The organism is Sphingomonas sp. IC081 (genome assembly GCF_006874585.1).
Taxonomy (GTDB): Bacteria; Pseudomonadota; Alphaproteobacteria; order Sphingomonadales; family Sphingomonadaceae; genus Novosphingobium.
Window position 1 is genome coordinate 234,536 of the sequence record NZ_CP029761.1, and the last position, 16,950, is coordinate 251,485.

Below are 16,950 nucleotides of genomic sequence, written 5' to 3' on the forward strand. Positions count from 1 at the left end.
GGCGCATGGGGGATCCGCGGTCGGTGTGCTGCCGGTCTTACAGGTTCGCCAGGGCAGCGCTGCGCGGCGCGCTGCGCGTTTCGTTCACGCCTGCATCCGGGCGCGGCAATGTCAGGCGGTAGCCGCCGTTGGGCGAGGTTTCGATGATCCCGGCCAGCCCGACAAAGGCGAGCTTGCGGCGCAGGCGCGACATGTGGACGGCCACGCTGTTGGTTTCGGGCACAAAACCCATCCGCCAGACGTCGTAGATCAGCGTTTCCTTGCTGACCGTCTCGTCCAGCGAATCCGCCAGGCGCCAGATCAGCGCGAATTCGCGTGGGTTGAGGTTCAGCGGTTCGCCGTCGCCAAAGGCCTCGCGGGCCAGCAGGTCGAGGGTGAGGCGGCCGATCCGGCGGCGGCGCGGCAGGCACTGCGCGAACTGGGCCAGGCGATTGGCCCGGGCCTCCAGTTCGTCGATGTCCGTTGTTGCCGCGAGGACATCGCCAAAGCCGACATGCAGCAGCGCGGTGCGCTCCGAAGGGTCGCTGACCCCGGATACCAGCACGGTGCGCCGCACGTCCGGCCGCAGGGTTTCCAGCACGGGCAGCCATTGCCCGGTTTCCATGCCGCAGGCGTCGATCATGCCGATGCAGTCCGGCGATGGTTGGATCTCGGGCTCCAGGATCCAGCCGCATCGACGCAGGTCAAGCTGCGTCGGGATTGCCCTGTTCGCCAGCCAGCGAAAGCGTGGCGCGTGACATTCGCTCTTGCCCAGATAGGTCATTGGCCCCCCAATTCCGCTATGGCAGATGTAACCGATGAGCGCTTTTTGGGGGGAGAGGCGCTCCGGTAACAATACCTATTATTTTACAGTAGTACAAAATTGCAGGGCTGTTCGGGCAAAATCCGGACAATGGCAAGGCGCCTGTAACGGTGACTTGGCTTTTGCCCCCGGCTATCTGTTCCGATGCGAAGGCACCGTGTGTGTGAGGGGGGGGCGGCACGGTTCGCCGGGCGGGCGAACCGTGCCGGGTTCCATCAGGCAGCCGGCGTGTTGACGCCCATCGAGACGAGGTAGCGCTTGATGTTGCGCGCGGCCTGGCGCAGGCGCTGCTCGTTCTCGACCATGGCGATGCGCACGAAGCCTTCGCCGTCCTCGCCGTAGCCCACGCCCGGCGCCACCGCGACTTCGGCATGGGTGAGCAATTGCTTGGAGAATTCCAGGCTGCCCATTTCCTTCAATGCCGGCGGCAGCGGCGCCCAGGCGAACATCGAGGCCTTGGGGCTGGGGATGTCCCAGCCGGCGCGGCCGAACGCCTCGACCATGACGTCGCGGCGCTTCTGGTAGAGGTTGCGGTTCTTCTCGACGATGTCCTGCGGGCCGTTGAGCGCCGCGCAGGCCGCGGCCTGGATCGGCGTGAAGGCGCCGTAGTCGAGGTAGGACTTCACGCGCTTGAGCGCCGCGATCAGCTTGGGGTTGCCCACCGCGAAGCCGACGCGCCAGCCCGCCATCGAGAAAGTCTTCGACATCGAGGTGAATTCCACCGCCACGTCCTTGGCGCCGGGCACTTCGAGGATCGAGCGCGTGGGATTGCCGTCGAAATAGAGTTCCGAATAGGCAAGGTCGGAAAGGATCCAGACCTTGTTCTCCTTCGCCCAGGCGACCAGGCGCTCGTAGAAGGCGAGGTCCACCGTCTCGGCGGTCGGGTTCGAGGGATAGTTGACGATCAGGATCGAGGGGCGCGGCACCGTGAAGGCCATCGCGCGGTTCAGCGATTCCCAGTAGCGCTCGTCCGGCGTGGTCGGCACCGAGCGGATCGTCGCCCCGGCGATGATGAAGCCGAACGTGTGGATCGGGTAGCTGGGGTTGGGCGCGAGCACCACGTCGCCCGGCGCGGTGATCGCGGTGGCGAGGCTGGCGAGGCCTTCCTTCGACCCCATCGTCATCACCACTTCGGTCTCGGGATCGAGATCGACGTTGAAGCGGCGGCCGTAGTAGTTGGCCTGGGCACGGCGGATGCCGGGAATGCCCGAGGAGGCCGAATAGCCGTGCGCGTCTTCCTTCTGGGCGACTTCGCACAGCTTCTCGATCACGTGGGCAGGCGGCGGCAGGTCGGGGTTGCCCATGCCGAGGTCGATGATGTCCCTACCGGCCTGGCGTGCCGCATGACGCATCGCGTTGACTTCGGCGATAACGTAGGGCGGCAGGCGCTTGATGCGGTAGAACTCGTCTTCCATGACCTCTGAGAATCCATAAAACACACGGCGAGAAGTGCCGTGCCGGTCCCTGTAGGGGAATAAACCCTCCGCGCAAATGGTGCTTGCGCAATCGTGTGATGGGAATTCCGGGGATCGCGCAAGTTTTGGCCGGTTGGCGGCGGGCGATGCAGTGGATAGGAATGAGGCAGAGGGGATTCGCAGCGGGTCCCGCCGAGCCGGAGTTCGACCGCACATGGCGACCGACGCCACCGATCTGATGACCCGAATTTTCCAGGATCATGCCAGTCAGGTGACCGACCTTTTCGGCGGCCTCGTTCCCAAGGAGGGCTCTCCCGAGGCGGAGAGCGCGGTCCATTGGGCCGAGATCGCCGGGCGCATGCATTCGATCTGGACCGATTTCCAGGTCGAGCAGCTCGGCAAGGCCAGGGACGGGAAGGGCCATTGGTCCGATCCGGTCAAGTGGGTGGCGAGCGCCGAGGCCGTCGTGCGCCAGTTGCCGCTCGCCGATCCCGAAGTGCAGCAGCGGCTGTGGAACGAGGCGGCGCAACTCATCAACGGGGTGCTGGGCCAGTACGGCCTCGGCCCGGCGGCGACAGCCCCAGGCCAGGGGGCAGGCCAGGACGCTGGGCAGGGCGCGGGGGAAGGTGCCGCCGCCGAGCCGGTGCTGCCGCGTGCCGATCGCCGTTTTGCCGATCCCGAATGGCGCCGCCAGCCGTTCTTCGCGGTGATCCACCAGCTCTACCTCATGCTCAGCGAGCAGCTGGTCGGCCTGGCCGAGAAGGCCGAAGGACTGGAGCCCGCGCGCAAGGCACAGCTGCTCTTCGCCACCCGCGCGATCGTCGATGCGCTGAGCCCGGCGAATTTCCCGATGACCAATCCGGTGGCGCTGGAGGCCGCGCGCCGCTCGCAGGGCGAAAGCCTGATCCGCGGTTTCGAGAACCTGCTCGACGACATGCGCAAGGGCCAGCTCACCCATGTCCGCCCCGGTGCCTTTGTGCTGGGCGAGAACATCGCGGTGACACCGGGCAAGGTCGTGTTCGAGACGCCGCTCTACCAGCTGATCCAGTACACACCGACCACCGACAAGGTGCTCAAGACCCCGCTGCTGATCTTCCCGCCGTGGATCAACCGGTTCTACATCCTCGACCTCAACGCCAAGAAGAGCTTCGTGCGCTGGGCGGTGGAGCAGGGCGTGAGCGTGTTCATGGTCTCGTGGAAGTCCGCCGATGCGGCGATGGCCGATCTGGTCTGGGACGATTACATTGCCGCCCAGATCGAGGCGATCGACGCGGTGCGCGCGCGGCTTGGCGTGCCCTCGGTGCACACCATCGGTTACTGCGTCGCCGGGACCACGCTGGCCGCCACGCTGGCGGTGCTGGCGCGCAAGGGCGAGGCGGACAAGGTCGCCAGCGCCACCTTCTTTACCGCGCAAGTCGATTTCGAGGATGCGGGAGACTTGCGCAACTTTATCGATGACCAGCAGATCGAGGCGATCGGCAAGCTCTCGCCCGAAGGTTATCTCGACGGCCGCTATCTCGCCGCGACCTTCAACATCCTGCGCGGCAACGACCTGATCTGGAGCACGGTGGAGAAGAACTACCTGCTGGGCGAGGACTATCCGGCCTTCGACCTGCTCCACTGGAACGGCGACGTCACCAACCTGCCGGCCCGCTGGCACCGCAGCTACTTGCGCGATCTCTATCGCGACAACCGGCTGGTGGTGGCGGATTCGCTGCAGGCCGGCGGGGTGCCGATCGACCTCCACCGCATCACCACGCCCACCTATATCCAGGCCGGGCGCGAGGATCACATCGCGCCGGCGCGCAGCGTCTGGAAGCTGACGCACTATCTGGCGGGCCCCTCGACCTTTGTGCTGGCGGGGTCGGGGCACATTGCCGGCGTGGTCAATCCGCCGTCGGCGGGCAAGTACCAGTACTGGACCAACGACGCCGGTGCCGACACGCTGGAGGCTTTTGTCGAAGGGGCGCGCGAGCATCCCGGCAGCTGGTGGCCGCACTGGGCGGCGTGGTTGCAGGCGCGCGATCCCGTGCAAGTGGCGGCGCGCGGCAAGCGCCGTCCGGGCGGGCGCGGCGACAAGGTGATCGAGGACGCGCCCGGGCGCTACGTCACCCAGCGCTAAGCCGCCGCTGCGCGGTTCGCGCGCGGCGAATTGCGCGGCACCGGCCCGCTCCCCGACCCGCTCCCCGGCCCGGCCTGAATCCCGGCCAACGATTCGCCCTGCGCCGGGTGCGCCGTGTCGCAGCGGGCATCGGGCATGCGGTTGGCGGCGGGGCCTGTGCGCACGGTCGATGTGGCTGGTCGATGTGGCTGGTCGATGTGTGCTGGTCGATGTGGGCGGTCGCTGCGGTGCGGCGCCATCCTGCCGTGCCGCCGGCCGGCGGCGCTCGCTCCATTTTCGTTGCAGTCGCGGTATAAGAGCGGGATTCAAGGCGTTATGAGCGGCATGACCGGTTGCCTACGGGGAGGCGGTGATGGGCGGTCAAGGCCGGTCAAGGCCGGTCTTGCGATCATCCCGTCGCCTGGATCTCGGTCGGTAACCTTGTCCCGCCTCCAGCCAGATCGCTTATGCTGCACTGCAGCATGGGGTGATTGACTTCATCGTCCGGAAGCCATATTGTGCAATGCAACAAAACAAGATTTCGAATCGCAGGAATTCCAGACTTGCAGTGAACGCGGGCCGGCATGGCGCTTCGATCACGTGGATGTCGCGGCTGGCCCGTCAGGGTGAGCGGAACGATCCCCAAAGTGGTCCCCAGGCGACTGCGGCTCCGTCCAGACCCATTCGGTACGAGTTTTCGGCAAAAACGCAGGAACAGTCAGATGGCCGGGAAGGACGATGCAAAGGATGAGGCACTTGCCGAAAAGGCTTATGCAGCCGCGGCGGAACAAGTGCCTGACGTGAAGAAGGCAGAACCCGTGATGGATGCTTCCTCTACAGATTCCAAGGCCGCCACCGGGACGGCTGTACCGGCAGACAAGCCGGTCGAAGCGGCCAAGCCGGCTGCGGTCGCGGCCACTCCGGTTCCGCCTGCCGCCGCCACTCCCACGCCGGTTGTCGCGGCCGCGCCCAAGGAGGCATCCGCCCCCAAGGCTCCCGCAAAACCGGAAGCCAAGGCAAAGCCGGCGGGCAAGGCTAAGCCGATCGCCAAGGCAAAGCCGGCGGCGAAGGTAAAGGTCGCGGCCAAGCCGATCGTCAAGGGTCCCGCTGCCAAGGTTCCGGCACCGAAGCCCGCACCGAAGCCTGTCGCCGCAAAGGCGATCAAGCCTGCCGCCGCACCGAAGGCAGGCACGACCAGGATCATCGCCAAGCCGGCGGTTGCCGCGCCTCTCGCGGCAACGCCAACGGCCGCTGCTGCGGCCAGGCCGGCTCCGGCGAAGATAGCTCCGGCAAAGGCCGGGGCCACCAAGCCCGCACCGGCAAAGCCGGGCGTTTCAAGTTTCGCAGGACTGATCTCCAACTTCATGCTCGAGGATACGACAATGGACATGAGCGCTAATCTCTCTGCTTTCCAGGACGCGGTTGCCGACGCCCAGACCAAGGCCAAGGCCGCATTCGAAAAGGGCACCGGCGCGCTCGGCGAACTGGGTGACTTCACCAAGGGCAACCTCGAAGCCGTCGTCGAATCGGGCAAGATCCTTGCCGAAGGGCTGCAGGGCCTGGGTTCGGAACTGGTCAGCGAAGGCCGCACCTCGTTCGCCACCATGACCGGCGACATCAAGGAACTCGCCGCCGTCAAGTCGCCGACCGACTTCTTCAAGCTCCAGGGCGACATCGCCCGCAAGAACTTCGACAGCGCCGTCGCCTACAGCTCGAAGAACAGCGAAGCCATGCTCAAGCTGATGAGCGACGTGATGGCCCCGCTTTCGGGCCGCGTCAGCATCGCGATGGAAAAGGTCCGCCACGCGGCGGTCTGATCCGGCGTCCGGCCCGGTTGCCCTCGGGGTTGACCGGGCTGTGTCCGGAGCCGGCCTTCTGCCGAATTGGCCTGCACCTGCTGCCGGCCCGTCTCAAAGAGGGCCCGTTCCGGACCGCTCTCCCCATGTCGGTCCAGCGGCCGGATGGAATTCCGTCCGGTCGCCGCCTGAGGGTGGTCTGCGCTGCTGCAGTACCCGCCCGGATCGGTTTCCGGTAATTTGATTTCCGGTAATTTGATTTCCGGTAATGTCACTCCGGGGTAAGCTGAGGGAACTGTCGGTGCGTTTCAGGGCGGTCTCGGGGCGTTTCAGCGCCGGACTTTGCGACAAACCGCGATGCAGGCCTTGTTTCTCGGGTGGGCGATACGATATTCTCTCCCGATGATTTCCCCGATGTCCGATTCCTGCCTGAGCCATCCTGCGTCTTCGCGCGCCGCCATGACGCTCGCCGAAGCTGCGCATCTTGGGGGGCATATCGTTTCCGGGCCAGACGGCGAGAACGGTGACACCGACGGCAGCGAACATGTCGGCATTGCCACCAAGACCCGGGCAAAGCCGAAAAAACCAAGCCAGTTCAAGGTGTTGATGCTCAATGATGACTACACCCCGATGGAATTCGTGGTGATGGTCCTCAAGCGCTTTTTCCATATGGATCTGGAACAGGCGACGCGGGTGATGCTTCATGTCCACCAGAAGGGTGTGGGCGTCTGCGGCATCTTCCCTTACGAGATCGCCGAAACCAAGGTGAACCAGGTGATGGATTTCGCGCGGCAGAACCAGCACCCGCTGCAATGCACGCTCGAAAAGGCCTGAGCGACCGGCCGTAACGCGCCGGGGCGCCGTTTGCCTTAAATGGCAGGCAATTGCGGTCCGGGGACCGCACTTGGGTCCTTCACGCCGTGGTCAGACCCCGCCACTGCTCCCGGCAGCGCAGGCGACTTCGCCGATCACAGCGTCCAGCCTGCAAGGACCGGCGTCTGGGTCACCATGTCCCGCAGCGTCCGCCGGGTTATCCGGTGTTTCGGTGAAATGGCAGGCCAGCGCGCGGAACAGCACCGCAACCATGGCTGCGGCAGGCGACCATGCCGCCGCCTCGGCCTCAAGGGTGATTTCGTCGTCCCGGATCGTCAGGTGCGCGATTCTGTGTCCGTCCTCGGTGCTTTCGTGGGTGATGTCGGCGCCTTGGGGCATCAGGCGGGCGGCTGCGCCTGCGACGTCGCCGCGGCGGACCTGGGCCGTGACATCCAGCGCCAGAGCCGTCCAGCGCGCGGCGTCGATGTCCCGTCCTGCCTTGCCGAAGATCACCAGCGTCTCGAAGATCATGGCGTCGGCATCGTGCCTGCCTGCGGCTTCCGTGCGCCGGGCAAAACGCTCGAGGTCGCGGGCGAACTTGCGGCGTTGGGCTGCGGACATGCACGGAGCGCTTTCGTGCAGGAAGAAGCGGCGCGTATCGAAATGGGTCGGCAGCAGGTCGGTTCGAGGCGAGGGCATGGCGCGAGCAGTCTTGTCCTATCGGGGGGCTGGCGCTCTTCGCAGTCGGGGGCGGGCAGGCAATCGTGAAAAGGAGGCATGTAACGGTGAAACGGAGCGTATCCCGGGGACCGGACCAGCAGCCCGCCGGCGCTCCACCGGTCGCAATCCCGGGCCTTTTGGGCGCCCTGGAAGGCCTGCGCAGGGGCGTTCTTCGCATGGCCGTGGACAATTCGCTTTGCCCACCTGCGCCAAGCGTTTAAGGGCCTTTGAAGCACGGTATTACGACGAAGTCCCGGTGAACCCCACAGCGTGAAATTCCTAAACGCCATAGACCGCTACATCCTGCGCCTGGTGCTGATGCCGATGTTCGGCATCTTCCTGCTGGCAGCCTCGCTGCTGGTGCTCGACAAGATGTTGCGGCTTTTCGATTTTGTCGCGACGGAAGGCGGGCCGATCGGTGTCGTCTTCAAGATGCTCGCGAATCTCCTGCCGGAATATGCCAGCCTCGCGATCCCGCTGGGGCTGATGCTGGGCATCCTGCTGGCCTTCCGCAAGCTCGCGACGTCGAGCGAACTGGACGTCATGCGTGCGGTCGGCCTCAGCTACACGCGGCTGCTCAGGGTGCCTTATATCCTGACGATCCTGCTGGCGGGCCTGAACTTCGCCATCGTCGGCTATCTCCAGCCGCTTTCGCGCTACTACTACGAAGAGCTGAACTACGAACTGAAGTCGGGCGCTCTGGGCGCCTCGATCAAGGTGGGCGAGTTCACCACGCTCAAGGACCGCGTGGCCCTGCGCATCGACGAGAGCCGCGACGAGGGCCGCCGCCTGATCGGCATCTTCGCGCGCGTGGCCAACGACAAGGGCCAGGTGCTGTCGATCTCCGCGCGCGAAGGCCAGTTCCTCGCGCTCAAGGGCGCGCCTGACACGATCATCCTGCGCCTCGACAACGGGCAGATCATCCAGGACGTGCCGGGCAAGGACCCGCGCGTGCTGACCTTCACCCGCCATGACCTGCCGGTCGAGCTTCCGCAGATCGAGAAGTTCCGCAAGCGTGGCGGCCAGGACCGCGAGTACCTCCTGCCGGAACTGATGCACCTGGGCTGGAACAAGGGCGTGCCCGAGGAAGAGCGCGTCTCCAGCCAGGCCAACTTCAACTACCGCATGGTCGAGGTGATCATGATGCTGCTGCTGCCGCTGCTGGCGGTGGCGCTGGCGATCCCGCCCAAGCGTTCGACATCGGCGCTCGGCCTGTTCGTGTCGATCGTGCTGGTCGTGGCCTATCACAAGGTCAACCAATATGCCGCCGACGTTGCCGCGCTTGGCAAGATGAACCCGATTCTCGGCCTCTGGGGGCCGTTTGCCCTGTTCGCGGCATTGATCGTGTGGATGTACTGGCGGGTCGCCTACGTGCCCGGCGGGCAGCCGCTCGGCTGGCTTGAAAAGGGCTCGGAGATCGTCGTCAAGTGGCTCAAGTCGCTGCTCAAGCGGCGGCGCCATGGACCCGTATTGCCCGAAATCGCGTCCGAAGACGCGGCCTGACCTGGGATCGAGATGGAATTCTTCCCTTCACGCACATTGACCTGGTACCTCGCGCGGCTGTTTGTCGTGCGCATCTTTGCCGTGCTGCTGATGCTGGTACTGGTGCTCCAGGTGCTCGACCTGCTGGGCGAGAGCGGCGATATCCTGGCCTACAAGGGCAACGGCGAATCGCAGCTGCTGTATTACGTGACGCTGCGTATCCCGCAGCTGATCGCGCGGTTCCTGCCCTATTCGGTGCTGCTGGCCACGATCATCACCCTGGCCACGCTCAACCAGAACAGCGAGGTCATCTCGATGAAGGCGGCGGGGCTGTCGGCCCACCAGGTGCTGGCGCCGCTGTTGCTGTCGGCCTTGCTGATTTCCGTCGGCAGCCTGGCGTTCAACGAGCGGATCGTCACCCGCTCGACCGCGATGCTCAGTGCGTGGCAGGGCGCCAAGTATGGGCCGATTCCCAAGAACACCAGCGCCCGCGCCAACCTCTACCTTGCCGATGGCCGGGACCTGATGATGGCCTCCAGCATCGACGGCGACGGCAATGCCATGGTGCTGCACGGCGTGACGTTCTACAACCGTGACGACAACGGCATCATCACCCGCACGCTGCGCGCCGACAAGGCGACGTTTGCCAATCCCGGCTGGCGCTTCGAAAACCCCACCAGCTTCGATGTCGCCAAGACGACGACGAGCCGGGTCGCCACGGTGACCGTGGCCCCGGGGATCACCCCTGCCAAGATCATGCTCTCGAAGGTCGACGCGGATTCGCAGGACATCTTCGAACTCACCCGCTCGATCGAGGCGATGAAGGTTGCCGGACGCCGTACCAGCGAACTCGATGCGGCCTGGTGGCACAAGCTTTCGGGGCCGTTTTCATCGGTGCTGATGCCGCTCTTGGGCGCCGTCACGGCCTTCGGTCTGGCCCGCTCCGGCCAGTTGCTGATCCGCGCGGTGATCGGCATGGCGCTGGGCTTTGCCTACTTCGTGCTCGACAACGCGGCTCTGGCTATGGGCAACTTCGGCGGTTACCCGCCGCTTATCGCGGCCTGGGCGCCGTTCGTGCTGTTTGCCTTCATCGGCGAGACGGTGCTGATCCGCACCGAAGAGTAGGACAACGGGGAAGAGGGCGACGTGCTCCTCTCCTGACAAAAAAAGGCCTCGCATTTCGCGAGGCCTTTTTTTGTAAATCCGCTGATCAATGCGCCCGCATCGTGCTCCGCGCGAGTCGTTCCAGCAGCGGCATCAGCCCGGGGTAGTTCGCTTTGGCATAAGTCGTGCCCGCGCCGAACTGGCGGGCAAGACGGCGATGCGCCTCGGCCAGCGAATGGTAGGGCATCGAGGGCAGCAGGTGGTGCAGCGCGTGATAGCGCAGGCCGACCGGCGCCCAGAGTTCGGAGAACTTCGCCGGTGGCGGCACGTTCACCGAATCGAGGTACTGCGCGGTGACGGTCATCGCCTCGCCATCATTCTCCCACAAGTGCGCGACCAGAGTGCGGACCTGGTTGAGGAAGGCGGTGAGCGACATGACGCAGAGCGCGATCACCAGCGGGCGCCAGCCATAGGCATAGCTCGCGGCGAGCACGGCGATGGCCCAGACCGAGCAGCCCAGTTCCTGCCAGAACACCATCTGCGCGAACTTGCCTTCAGGCGCGCGGCGGTCGAAACGCGGGTTGATGGCGAGCGCCGAGGCACGGCCCCAGACCAGCTTGCGCAAGGGGGGGATCACCACGCCGAGCGGCGTCAGCACCGCCGAGCGGATCAGGAGCGCGGGCGGCAGCAGGATCGCGGTGAGCGCGAAGACCGGCAGGCTCCACGGCTTCATCAGTGCCAGCGGCAGGTATTCCGGGTCCTCGATGGTGCCGTAGCGGGTGCGGGTGTGGTGGATCGTGTGCACGCCCTCGTACATGAACGAGGGGATCAGCATCGGGATGCCGACGATCAGGTTCCACACGAAGCGGAAGCCGGGCAGGGCGTCGCGGTGGATGTGGGTCAGTTCGTGGATGAACAGCAGCGCGCGGTAGAGCGCCAGCGAAGCCAGCAGGCCCAGCGCGAGCGCTGCCCAGGGATTGCTCACCAGGATCGCGCCGGCCAGCGCGCCGTAGCCCACCAGGGCGGATGCCAGCATGTCCGGCCAGTAGATTTCGGGGCGCGCGGCGGCGATATCGCGCGTCAGCTCGACGGCGGCGCGCAGCATCTCCTTGTCGTCCGGGATCTGCGACGAGCGCAGGCGCTCTGGCGCCTCGGTGGGCGCGTTGGGAGACAGGTCGATGGCTTCCTGGGCAGTCATACGTTCAAAATCCAAAGTCATCGGGCAAAAAGCCGGCCCGTTACGGACTTTTGCGGCTGGCGGCGCCTTGCTCATGCTTGACAAGGTGCGGGCACCGGCCGCAGGTCGCGATCCTGATAGTCCCCATAATGCGGAACAAAGGCAGGATCGTGGCCAAAGCCGAACTAGTCATCACACCCGTTTCCAGCAAGGCCGACCGCGCTGCCTTTGTCGATTACGCTTATCGGCACAATGCGTCAGATCAAAATGGGGCGTCAGATCAAAATGGGCCGTCAGATCCAAACTGGGTCCCCAATCTGCGCTCGGAGGAAATTTCCAAGTTCACCCCCGGCAAGAACCCGTTCTGGGATCACGCGCGCGGCCAGCTGTTCCTGGCCAGGCGCGGCGGCGAGGTGGTCGGGCGCATTTCGGCGCATATCGATGAACTGGCGCTGAAACAGCCGGCGGAGCAGGGCATGGGCCCGGGCACCGGCAACTGGGGCGCGATCGAGGCCGAGGACGAGGAGGTGGCCAAGGCGCTCATCGCCCGGGCCGAGGACTGGCTGCGCGCCGAGGGCATGACCCGCGTGCTGGCGCCGATGAACCTCTCGGTCTGGGAAGAGCCGGGCCTGCAGGTCTTCGGGCATGACCATCCGCCGATGGTGATGATGGCGCACCACGATCCAGCCTATCAGCCGTGGATCGAGGGCGCCGGCTACGACCGGGTGAAGACGCTCTACACCTACGATCTCGACGTGACGAAGCCGTTCCCGCCGCTGGTCCAGCGCATCGTTTCCTCGGGCGAGAAGAATGCCAAGATCCGCATCCGCGAAGTCGATCCCAAGCGGTTCGACGAGGAAGCGGCGCTGATCTGCGACATCCTCAACGATGCCTGGTCGGACAACTGGGGCTTCGTGCCCTTCACCGAGAAGGAAATCGCCTATACCGGCAAGGCGCTCAAGCCGCTGGTCCATCCCGAACTGATCCGCGTCGCCGAATACGAGGGCGAGCCGGTGGCGTTCATGATGACCTGGCCCGATCTCAACCAGGCGCAGAAGCGCTTCAACGGCCCCAAGGGCAAGCCGGGCATCTTTGGCCTGATCAAGCTGCTGCTGTGGCTGCGCAAGCCCAACCCGGCCGACATGCGCGTGCCGCTGATGGGCGTGCGCAAGAAGCTGCAATCCTCGCGCCTTGCCAGCCAGCTGGCTTTCATGATGATCGAATACATCCGTCGTTCGGCCACCGCCAAGTTCGGTGCGCGCCGTGCGGAGATCGGCTGGGTGCTCGATGACAACCAGGGCATGGTCGCCATTGCCGGGGCCATCGACAGCAAAGTGAACCGCGAATACGCGATTTACGAAAAGGCGCTGTGATGGCCGCATGAACGGCTGCCTTTTCAGGCATGCCACAAGAAAGGGCCTGCTGCGCGCGCAGCAGGCCCTTTTCTTTTGCCTGGGCGCATGACGCCGCCTTTGCTGCGCATATCCATTTTCTTAATCGCAGCCTCCTAGGCTCAGGACCCATAAATCATGCCTGCGAGGCACTGGAATGGCGAACATATCGGGCCAAAGTGGCTGCCGGGCGGGCTGGTTGCCCGTCCAAAGCGGCTTTGGTTCGATATGGAAGCCATTCCGGTGTCCCGTAGGGATTTGATCAAAATGCCCCAGCGCAGCGTCAGGAAGCCTTGAAATATGGACATATTCCCAAGCCTTCCTTCCTCGCCCTGAGGCATTTTGATTCAAACCTCGCAGGCAGGATTAATGGGTCCTGAGCCTAGGGTTTGGCGATAGGGAAATAGGGGCGCGCAGATGAAGTACAGGTCCTGGCTGATCGTTCCGGGAAACAGCGAGAAGCGTCTGGCGCTGTCGCATGGCGTGGGGGCGGACGTGGTCGTGGTCGACCTTGCGGATACGGTTCCGGGCGAAGGGCGCGAGATCGGGCATCGCTCGGCGGCGCAGTGGCTCATGGCGGGCCGCCATGGCGCGGCAGGCGCACGTCATCAGGCGCGCTGGGTGCGGATCAACAGTTTCGAATCGGGGCTCTGGCGAGAGGATCTTGCCGCGGTGATGCCCGCGGCGCCCGAAGGCATCATCCTGCCGGCTGCAGCCGGGCCCGAGGCGGTGCGCGAGCTGGCCAGCGAAATCTACGGTCATGAGGAGCGCAACGGCATCGCGGCCAGCGCCACCCGCATCATGCCGGTGCTTGGTGCCAGCGCGCGGGCGGTGTTGCATGTGGGGCGTTATCTCGATTCCGCGCACCAGCGGCTGGACGGGCTGGCCTGGAGCGCCAGTGCGCTCGGCGTGGCACTGGGGGTCGCCCAGCGCCGCGACCGACAGGGTGGCTGGGGCGGTGTCGCGGCCCATGTCCGTGCGCAAGTGCTGCTGACTGCCCATGCCGGAGCGATGCGCGCGCTCGAGGCCCCGTTCGAGGACTTCGAGGACGAGGCCGGGTTGGAGCGTGCCGCGCTGCAGGCCCGCGCCGACGGTTTTTCAGGCATGTTTGCGGTGCATCCGGCGCAAGTCGCCGTCATCAACCGGGCATTCGCGCCGCGGCCGCAGGATCTCGGTGCTGCGCGCGAGATCGTTGCGGCCTTTGCCGCCAATCCGCATCTCGGCACGATGGCGGTGGGCGGCCGGATGGTCGACCGCGCGCACCTTGCACTTGCCCGTCACACGCTGGCGCAGGCGGATCTTGTCGTCGATGTCGGCGAGGAACTGCGCCGGGCGGCTATTCTCCGCCCGGCTTGACCGGAGCGGTGCTGTCCACCGCAGCCGCCGCCGCTTCGACATCTGCGGCGGCGGCGGCGGCCGCATCGGCGGTGCTGTCGCCGGTCGAGGCGCTGGCATCGCTTGCCGGCCGACGTGCCGACGAACCGCCTGCCTCCGGCGCCATGTGCGGACTTTGCGAACGCACCGTGTCGTACGCGGGCATGTCGTCGGTGACCGAGCGCTGCTGCAATTGCGCACCGGCAGCGGCCTTGTCGCTGGCCGCTTCCTGCTTGTTGCAGCCGGCCAGCGCGAGCGCTGCCAGAATGGCCGCGGAACGGAACATCAGGCTCATGCGGGCGTCTCCGGAGCGGGGGCGGCGGGCGGGCAGGGGCGGTCGAGCGCGGAGAGGAAGGCGTCGGCATGGGACAGCAATGCGGCGTCCCAGCGGTTGAAGTCGATGTCGTGGCCAAGCCGCTTCATGCTGGTGACGCCGAACTCGTCGATGCCGCAAGGCACGATGCCGGTGAAATGGGCAAGGTCGGGGTGAATGTTCACCGCGAAGCCGTGCATCGTCACCCACTTGCGGATGCGCACGCCGATGGCGCCGATCTTGGCCTCGCGCCCGTCGACGTCGCGGGTCCAGATGCCGATGCGGCCTTCGCTGCGGAAGCTCTCGACGCCGAAGTCCTTGAGTGTCTCGATCACCCAGCCTTCGAGGCCGTGGACAAAGCCGCGCGCATCGCGGGCGCGCTTGCGCAGGTCCAGCAGCACATAGGCAACCCGCTGTCCGGGGCCGTGGTAGGTGTAGCGGCCGCCGCGCCCGGCCTCGACCACTTCGAAGCGCGGGTCGAGCAGTTCGGTGCGGTCGGCGCTGGTGCCGGCGGTGTAGACGGGGGGATGTTCGAGCAGCCAGATCAGTTCACGCGCCTCGCCTGCCGCGATCGCGGCATTGCGGGCTGTCATTTCCTCGAGGGCGGCGCGATAGGGCACTTGTTCGGTGCTGACGCGCAGTTCGATATCACCGGCCAAAGTCGTGGGGAAAGTCATGTTCCGTTGCGTGGCGTCATTCCCTGCGGTTATCAAGCCACTTTGAGATGACCGCCCTATCCTGGCGGCGGCAGGAGCAGCAATGACGTTCGACAGCAACCGGGCCTGGAACGAGGCGAGCCGCGCGGTTTCCGCCAACAAGGAAGTGGTTCTGGCCATCGCGGGGGTCTTTTTCCTGTTGCCGCAGTTGATCTTCTCGATCTTTTTTCCGGCGCCGGAAATGGCGAGCGGCGGCACCGAGCAGCAGGTGCTGGATGCGGCGAGCGCCTATTACGCCTCGATTCTCCCGGTGATGATTCCCGTCGCCCTCTGCCAGGCGCTGGGCACTCTGGCGCTGCTCGGCGTGCTCGATACCGATCGCCGTCCGACCGTGGGCGAGGCGATCGGCAATGGCCTCAAGGCGCTGTTGCCTTACCTGCTGGCACAGCTGGTGATGGGTTTTGCATTGATGAGCATCGGCCTCGCCGTGGCGACGGTCTTCGCGGCGGCGGGCGGCAAGGTGGGCGTGATCATCGGCCTTGCCATCGGTTTTGTGCTGGTGGTGCCGATCGGTGTGCGGCTGTCGCTGGTGGCGCCGGTGATCGCGGTGGACAAGCTGCGCAATCCGATCGCCGCCCTGATCGTTTCCTGGCGGCTGACCAAGGGCAACACGGCGCGGATCTTCGGCTTCTATGCGCTCCTGTTCGTGGCGATGATGGTGCTGATGCTGGTTTCGGGCATCGTCACGCTGCCGATCGGCCTGCTGGCGCCCAAGGACATCGCGGTGCCGGTCGGCGCGGGCGTCCAGTCGCTCGTCGCGGCGCTGATGGCGGCCTATTTCGTGGCGGTGATCGGCCAGATCCACCGCCAGCTTTCCGGGGGATCGCCAGAGGCGCTGACCAACCCGTTCGAGTGACGGGCCGCGCTTCCGGGCATCAGGTGCTTCCACCTGATTGGGAAGCGCTCTTGCCTTCACCTGCATGCAAAAAGGCCGGCGTTCGGGAACGCCGGCCTTTTTTGTCTTGCCGATGGCGGGACTTTTCCAGTCCCAGGTTTCCAGTCCCAGGTTTCCAGTCCCAGGTTTTCAGTCCTCGTCCTTCCAGCCCCACCACATGAAGCAGGGGGGGACGTTGATCGGTTCGATCTTGTCGTCGATGCGCTTGAAGTGGCGGGCCATGAAGCTCTTGGCCTTGGGCGTGAACTGGTAGACCAGGAATGCGCCGCCCTTGCGGATCACGCGGTAGGTGGCCGCGGCGATGGCCGGGCCGACACCTTCGGGCAGGGTCGAGAAGGGCAGGCCCGAAAGCACGTAATCGGCCTTCTCATGGCCGTGCGCGCGCACGATCTCCTCGACGTCGGCCGCCGAGCCGAGCACCGGGATGAAGCGGCTGTCGGTGATCGTGCGGCGCAGGTAGTCGATGAAAAGCGGGTTCGTGTCGATCACGATCAGCTGGGCATCGCGGCTCATGCGGTCCAGCACCGGGCGGCAGAACGTGCCGACGCCGGGGCCATACTCGACAAAGAGCTTGGTGTTCGCCCAATCGACGGGCGCCAGCATGCGATTGATCACGAAGCGCGACGAGGGGACGATCGAGCCGACCATCACCGGGTTGCGCAGAAATCCTTCGATGAACACGCCCCACGGTCCGAGGCTGTGCTTGATCTTTCGCTTGATTCGCTGGGGGAGCGCCTCTCGGGCAAGCTCGGTACTGGTCATGCTGGCGAAAACTCTCGCGTTGTTGTCGTCCTGCGGAGGGCGAAGGCGTGGCAGATCGGGGTGGACATTGCAAGCAAGCCGGGTGGCTA

General features: G+C 65.4%; 15 protein-coding genes. 8 read left to right on the top strand and 7 right to left on the bottom strand.

Going from position 1 to position 16,950, the window contains the following annotated elements; translation table 11 throughout:
- Window positions 1-37: 37 nt before the first annotated feature.
- On the bottom strand, window positions 38-763 hold the full coding sequence (locus tag DM450_RS01255; protein WP_142632253.1) for a winged helix-turn-helix domain-containing protein: 726 nt from the start codon (window positions 761-763) through the stop codon (window positions 38-40).
- 254 nt (window positions 764-1,017) lie between these two features.
- The gene (locus tag DM450_RS01260) at window positions 1,018-2,217 is read right to left on the bottom strand and encodes an LL-diaminopimelate aminotransferase (RefSeq protein WP_142632254.1); all 1,200 of its coding nucleotides are present in this window, start codon (window positions 2,215-2,217) and stop codon (window positions 1,018-1,020) included.
- 214 nt (window positions 2,218-2,431) lie between these two features.
- On the opposite strand from DM450_RS01260, the gene DM450_RS01265 reads away from it, so the two are divergent.
- The 3 genes from DM450_RS01265 to clpS all read left to right on the top strand — a co-directional run bounded on the left by DM450_RS01265 (window position 2,432) and on the right by clpS (window position 6,948).
- Window positions 2,432-4,339, top strand: coding sequence for a PHA/PHB synthase family protein (locus DM450_RS01265; RefSeq protein WP_142632255.1), 1,908 nt, complete (start codon window positions 2,432-2,434; stop codon window positions 4,337-4,339).
- A gap of 701 nt (window positions 4,340-5,040) precedes the next feature.
- Entirely contained in the window at window positions 5,041-6,135 is a 1,095-nt protein-coding gene (locus DM450_RS01270) for a phasin family protein (RefSeq protein WP_142632256.1), read from the top strand.
- Between the two features lie 393 nt (window positions 6,136-6,528).
- Entirely contained in the window at window positions 6,529-6,948 is a 420-nt protein-coding gene (clpS, locus tag DM450_RS01275) for an ATP-dependent Clp protease adapter ClpS (RefSeq protein WP_409529348.1), read from the top strand.
- A 90-nt stretch (window positions 6,949-7,038) separates the two neighbouring features.
- Here the strand turns inward: clpS and DM450_RS01280 are convergent, their stop codons facing one another.
- A complete protein-coding gene (locus tag DM450_RS01280) occupies window positions 7,039-7,626 on the bottom strand; it encodes a hypothetical protein (RefSeq protein WP_142632257.1) in 588 nt (195 codons plus the stop codon).
- A gap of 291 nt (window positions 7,627-7,917) precedes the next feature.
- Between DM450_RS01280 and lptF the strand changes: the two genes are divergently transcribed.
- Window positions 7,918-9,150, top strand: coding sequence for an LPS export ABC transporter permease LptF (gene lptF, locus DM450_RS01285; RefSeq protein WP_142632258.1), 1,233 nt, complete (start codon window positions 7,918-7,920; stop codon window positions 9,148-9,150).
- 6 nt (window positions 9,151-9,156) lie between these two features.
- Window positions 9,157-10,254 (top strand): LPS export ABC transporter permease LptG, encoded by a 1,098-nt coding sequence (gene lptG / locus DM450_RS01290; RefSeq protein WP_142632259.1) that lies wholly within the window; start codon window positions 9,157-9,159, stop codon window positions 10,252-10,254.
- Window positions 10,255-10,339: 85 nt separating this feature from the next.
- On the opposite strand, the gene DM450_RS01295 is transcribed toward lptG, so the two are convergent.
- On the bottom strand, window positions 10,340-11,431 hold the full coding sequence (locus DM450_RS01295; RefSeq protein ID WP_142632260.1) for a fatty acid desaturase family protein: 1,092 nt from the start codon (window positions 11,429-11,431) through the stop codon (window positions 10,340-10,342).
- Between the two features lie 149 nt (window positions 11,432-11,580).
- Between DM450_RS01295 and DM450_RS01300 the strand changes: the two genes are divergently transcribed.
- Together DM450_RS01300 and DM450_RS01310 are read left to right on the top strand one after the other, a co-directional pair.
- Window positions 11,581-12,783 carry a GNAT family N-acetyltransferase gene (locus tag DM450_RS01300; protein WP_142632261.1) on the top strand — a complete coding sequence of 401 codons (1,203 nt, stop codon included), beginning with the start codon at window positions 11,581-11,583 and terminating at the stop codon, window positions 12,781-12,783.
- Between the two features lie 435 nt (window positions 12,784-13,218).
- Window positions 13,219-14,157, top strand: coding sequence for a CoA ester lyase (locus DM450_RS01310; protein WP_142632262.1), 939 nt, complete (start codon window positions 13,219-13,221; stop codon window positions 14,155-14,157).
- On the opposite strand, the gene DM450_RS01315 is transcribed toward DM450_RS01310, so the two are convergent.
- Window positions 14,138-14,470: a hypothetical protein gene (locus tag DM450_RS01315; protein WP_142632263.1), complete on the bottom strand. Its 333-nt coding sequence runs from the start codon at window positions 14,468-14,470 to the stop codon at window positions 14,138-14,140. The genes DM450_RS01310 and DM450_RS01315 overlap by 20 nt on opposite strands.
- The gene (gene lipB / locus DM450_RS01320) at window positions 14,467-15,165 is read right to left on the bottom strand and encodes a lipoyl(octanoyl) transferase LipB (protein WP_142632264.1); all 699 of its coding nucleotides are present in this window, start codon (window positions 15,163-15,165) and stop codon (window positions 14,467-14,469) included. Before lipB ends, DM450_RS01315 begins: the two co-directional genes overlap by 4 nt.
- 82 nt (window positions 15,166-15,247) lie before the next feature.
- On the opposite strand from lipB, the gene DM450_RS01325 reads away from it, so the two are divergent.
- Window positions 15,248-16,060, top strand: a complete 813-nt coding sequence (locus DM450_RS01325; RefSeq protein WP_142632265.1) for a hypothetical protein — start codon at window positions 15,248-15,250, stop codon at window positions 16,058-16,060.
- A gap of 168 nt (window positions 16,061-16,228) precedes the next feature.
- Here the strand turns inward: DM450_RS01325 and DM450_RS01330 are convergent, their stop codons facing one another.
- Window positions 16,229-16,861, bottom strand: coding sequence for a class I SAM-dependent methyltransferase (locus tag DM450_RS01330; RefSeq protein WP_142632266.1), 633 nt, complete (start codon window positions 16,859-16,861; stop codon window positions 16,229-16,231).
- Window positions 16,862-16,950 lie beyond the last annotated feature (89 nt).

Bases quoted from the DNA above. Each gene is read 5' to 3' on its own strand.
- DM450_RS01260 (WP_142632254.1), bottom strand. From the start codon at position 2,217: ATGGAAGACGAGTTCTACCGCATCAAGCGCCTGCCGCCCTACGTTATC.
- DM450_RS01280 (WP_142632257.1), bottom strand. From the start codon at position 7,626: ATGCCCTCGCCTCGAACCGACCTGCTGCCGACCCATTTCGATACGCGC.
- DM450_RS01310 (WP_142632262.1), top strand. From the start codon at position 13,219: ATGAAGTACAGGTCCTGGCTGATCGTTCCGGGAAACAGCGAGAAGCGT.
- DM450_RS01270 (WP_142632256.1), top strand. From the start codon at position 5,041: ATGGCCGGGAAGGACGATGCAAAGGATGAGGCACTTGCCGAAAAGGCT.
- DM450_RS01315 (WP_142632263.1), bottom strand. From the start codon at position 14,470: ATGAGCCTGATGTTCCGTTCCGCGGCCATTCTGGCAGCGCTCGCGCTG.
- DM450_RS01295 (WP_142632260.1), bottom strand. From the start codon at position 11,431: ATGACTGCCCAGGAAGCCATCGACCTGTCTCCCAACGCGCCCACCGAG.
- DM450_RS01265 (WP_142632255.1), top strand. From the start codon at position 2,432: ATGGCGACCGACGCCACCGATCTGATGACCCGAATTTTCCAGGATCAT.
- DM450_RS01330 (WP_142632266.1), bottom strand. From the start codon at position 16,861: ATGACCAGTACCGAGCTTGCCCGAGAGGCGCTCCCCCAGCGAATCAAG.
- lipB (WP_142632264.1), bottom strand. From the start codon at position 15,165: ATGACTTTCCCCACGACTTTGGCCGGTGATATCGAACTGCGCGTCAGC.
- DM450_RS01255 (WP_142632253.1), bottom strand. From the start codon at position 763: ATGACCTATCTGGGCAAGAGCGAATGTCACGCGCCACGCTTTCGCTGG.
- DM450_RS01325 (WP_142632265.1), top strand. From the start codon at position 15,248: ATGACGTTCGACAGCAACCGGGCCTGGAACGAGGCGAGCCGCGCGGTT.
- clpS (WP_409529348.1), top strand. From the start codon at position 6,529: ATGTCCGATTCCTGCCTGAGCCATCCTGCGTCTTCGCGCGCCGCCATG.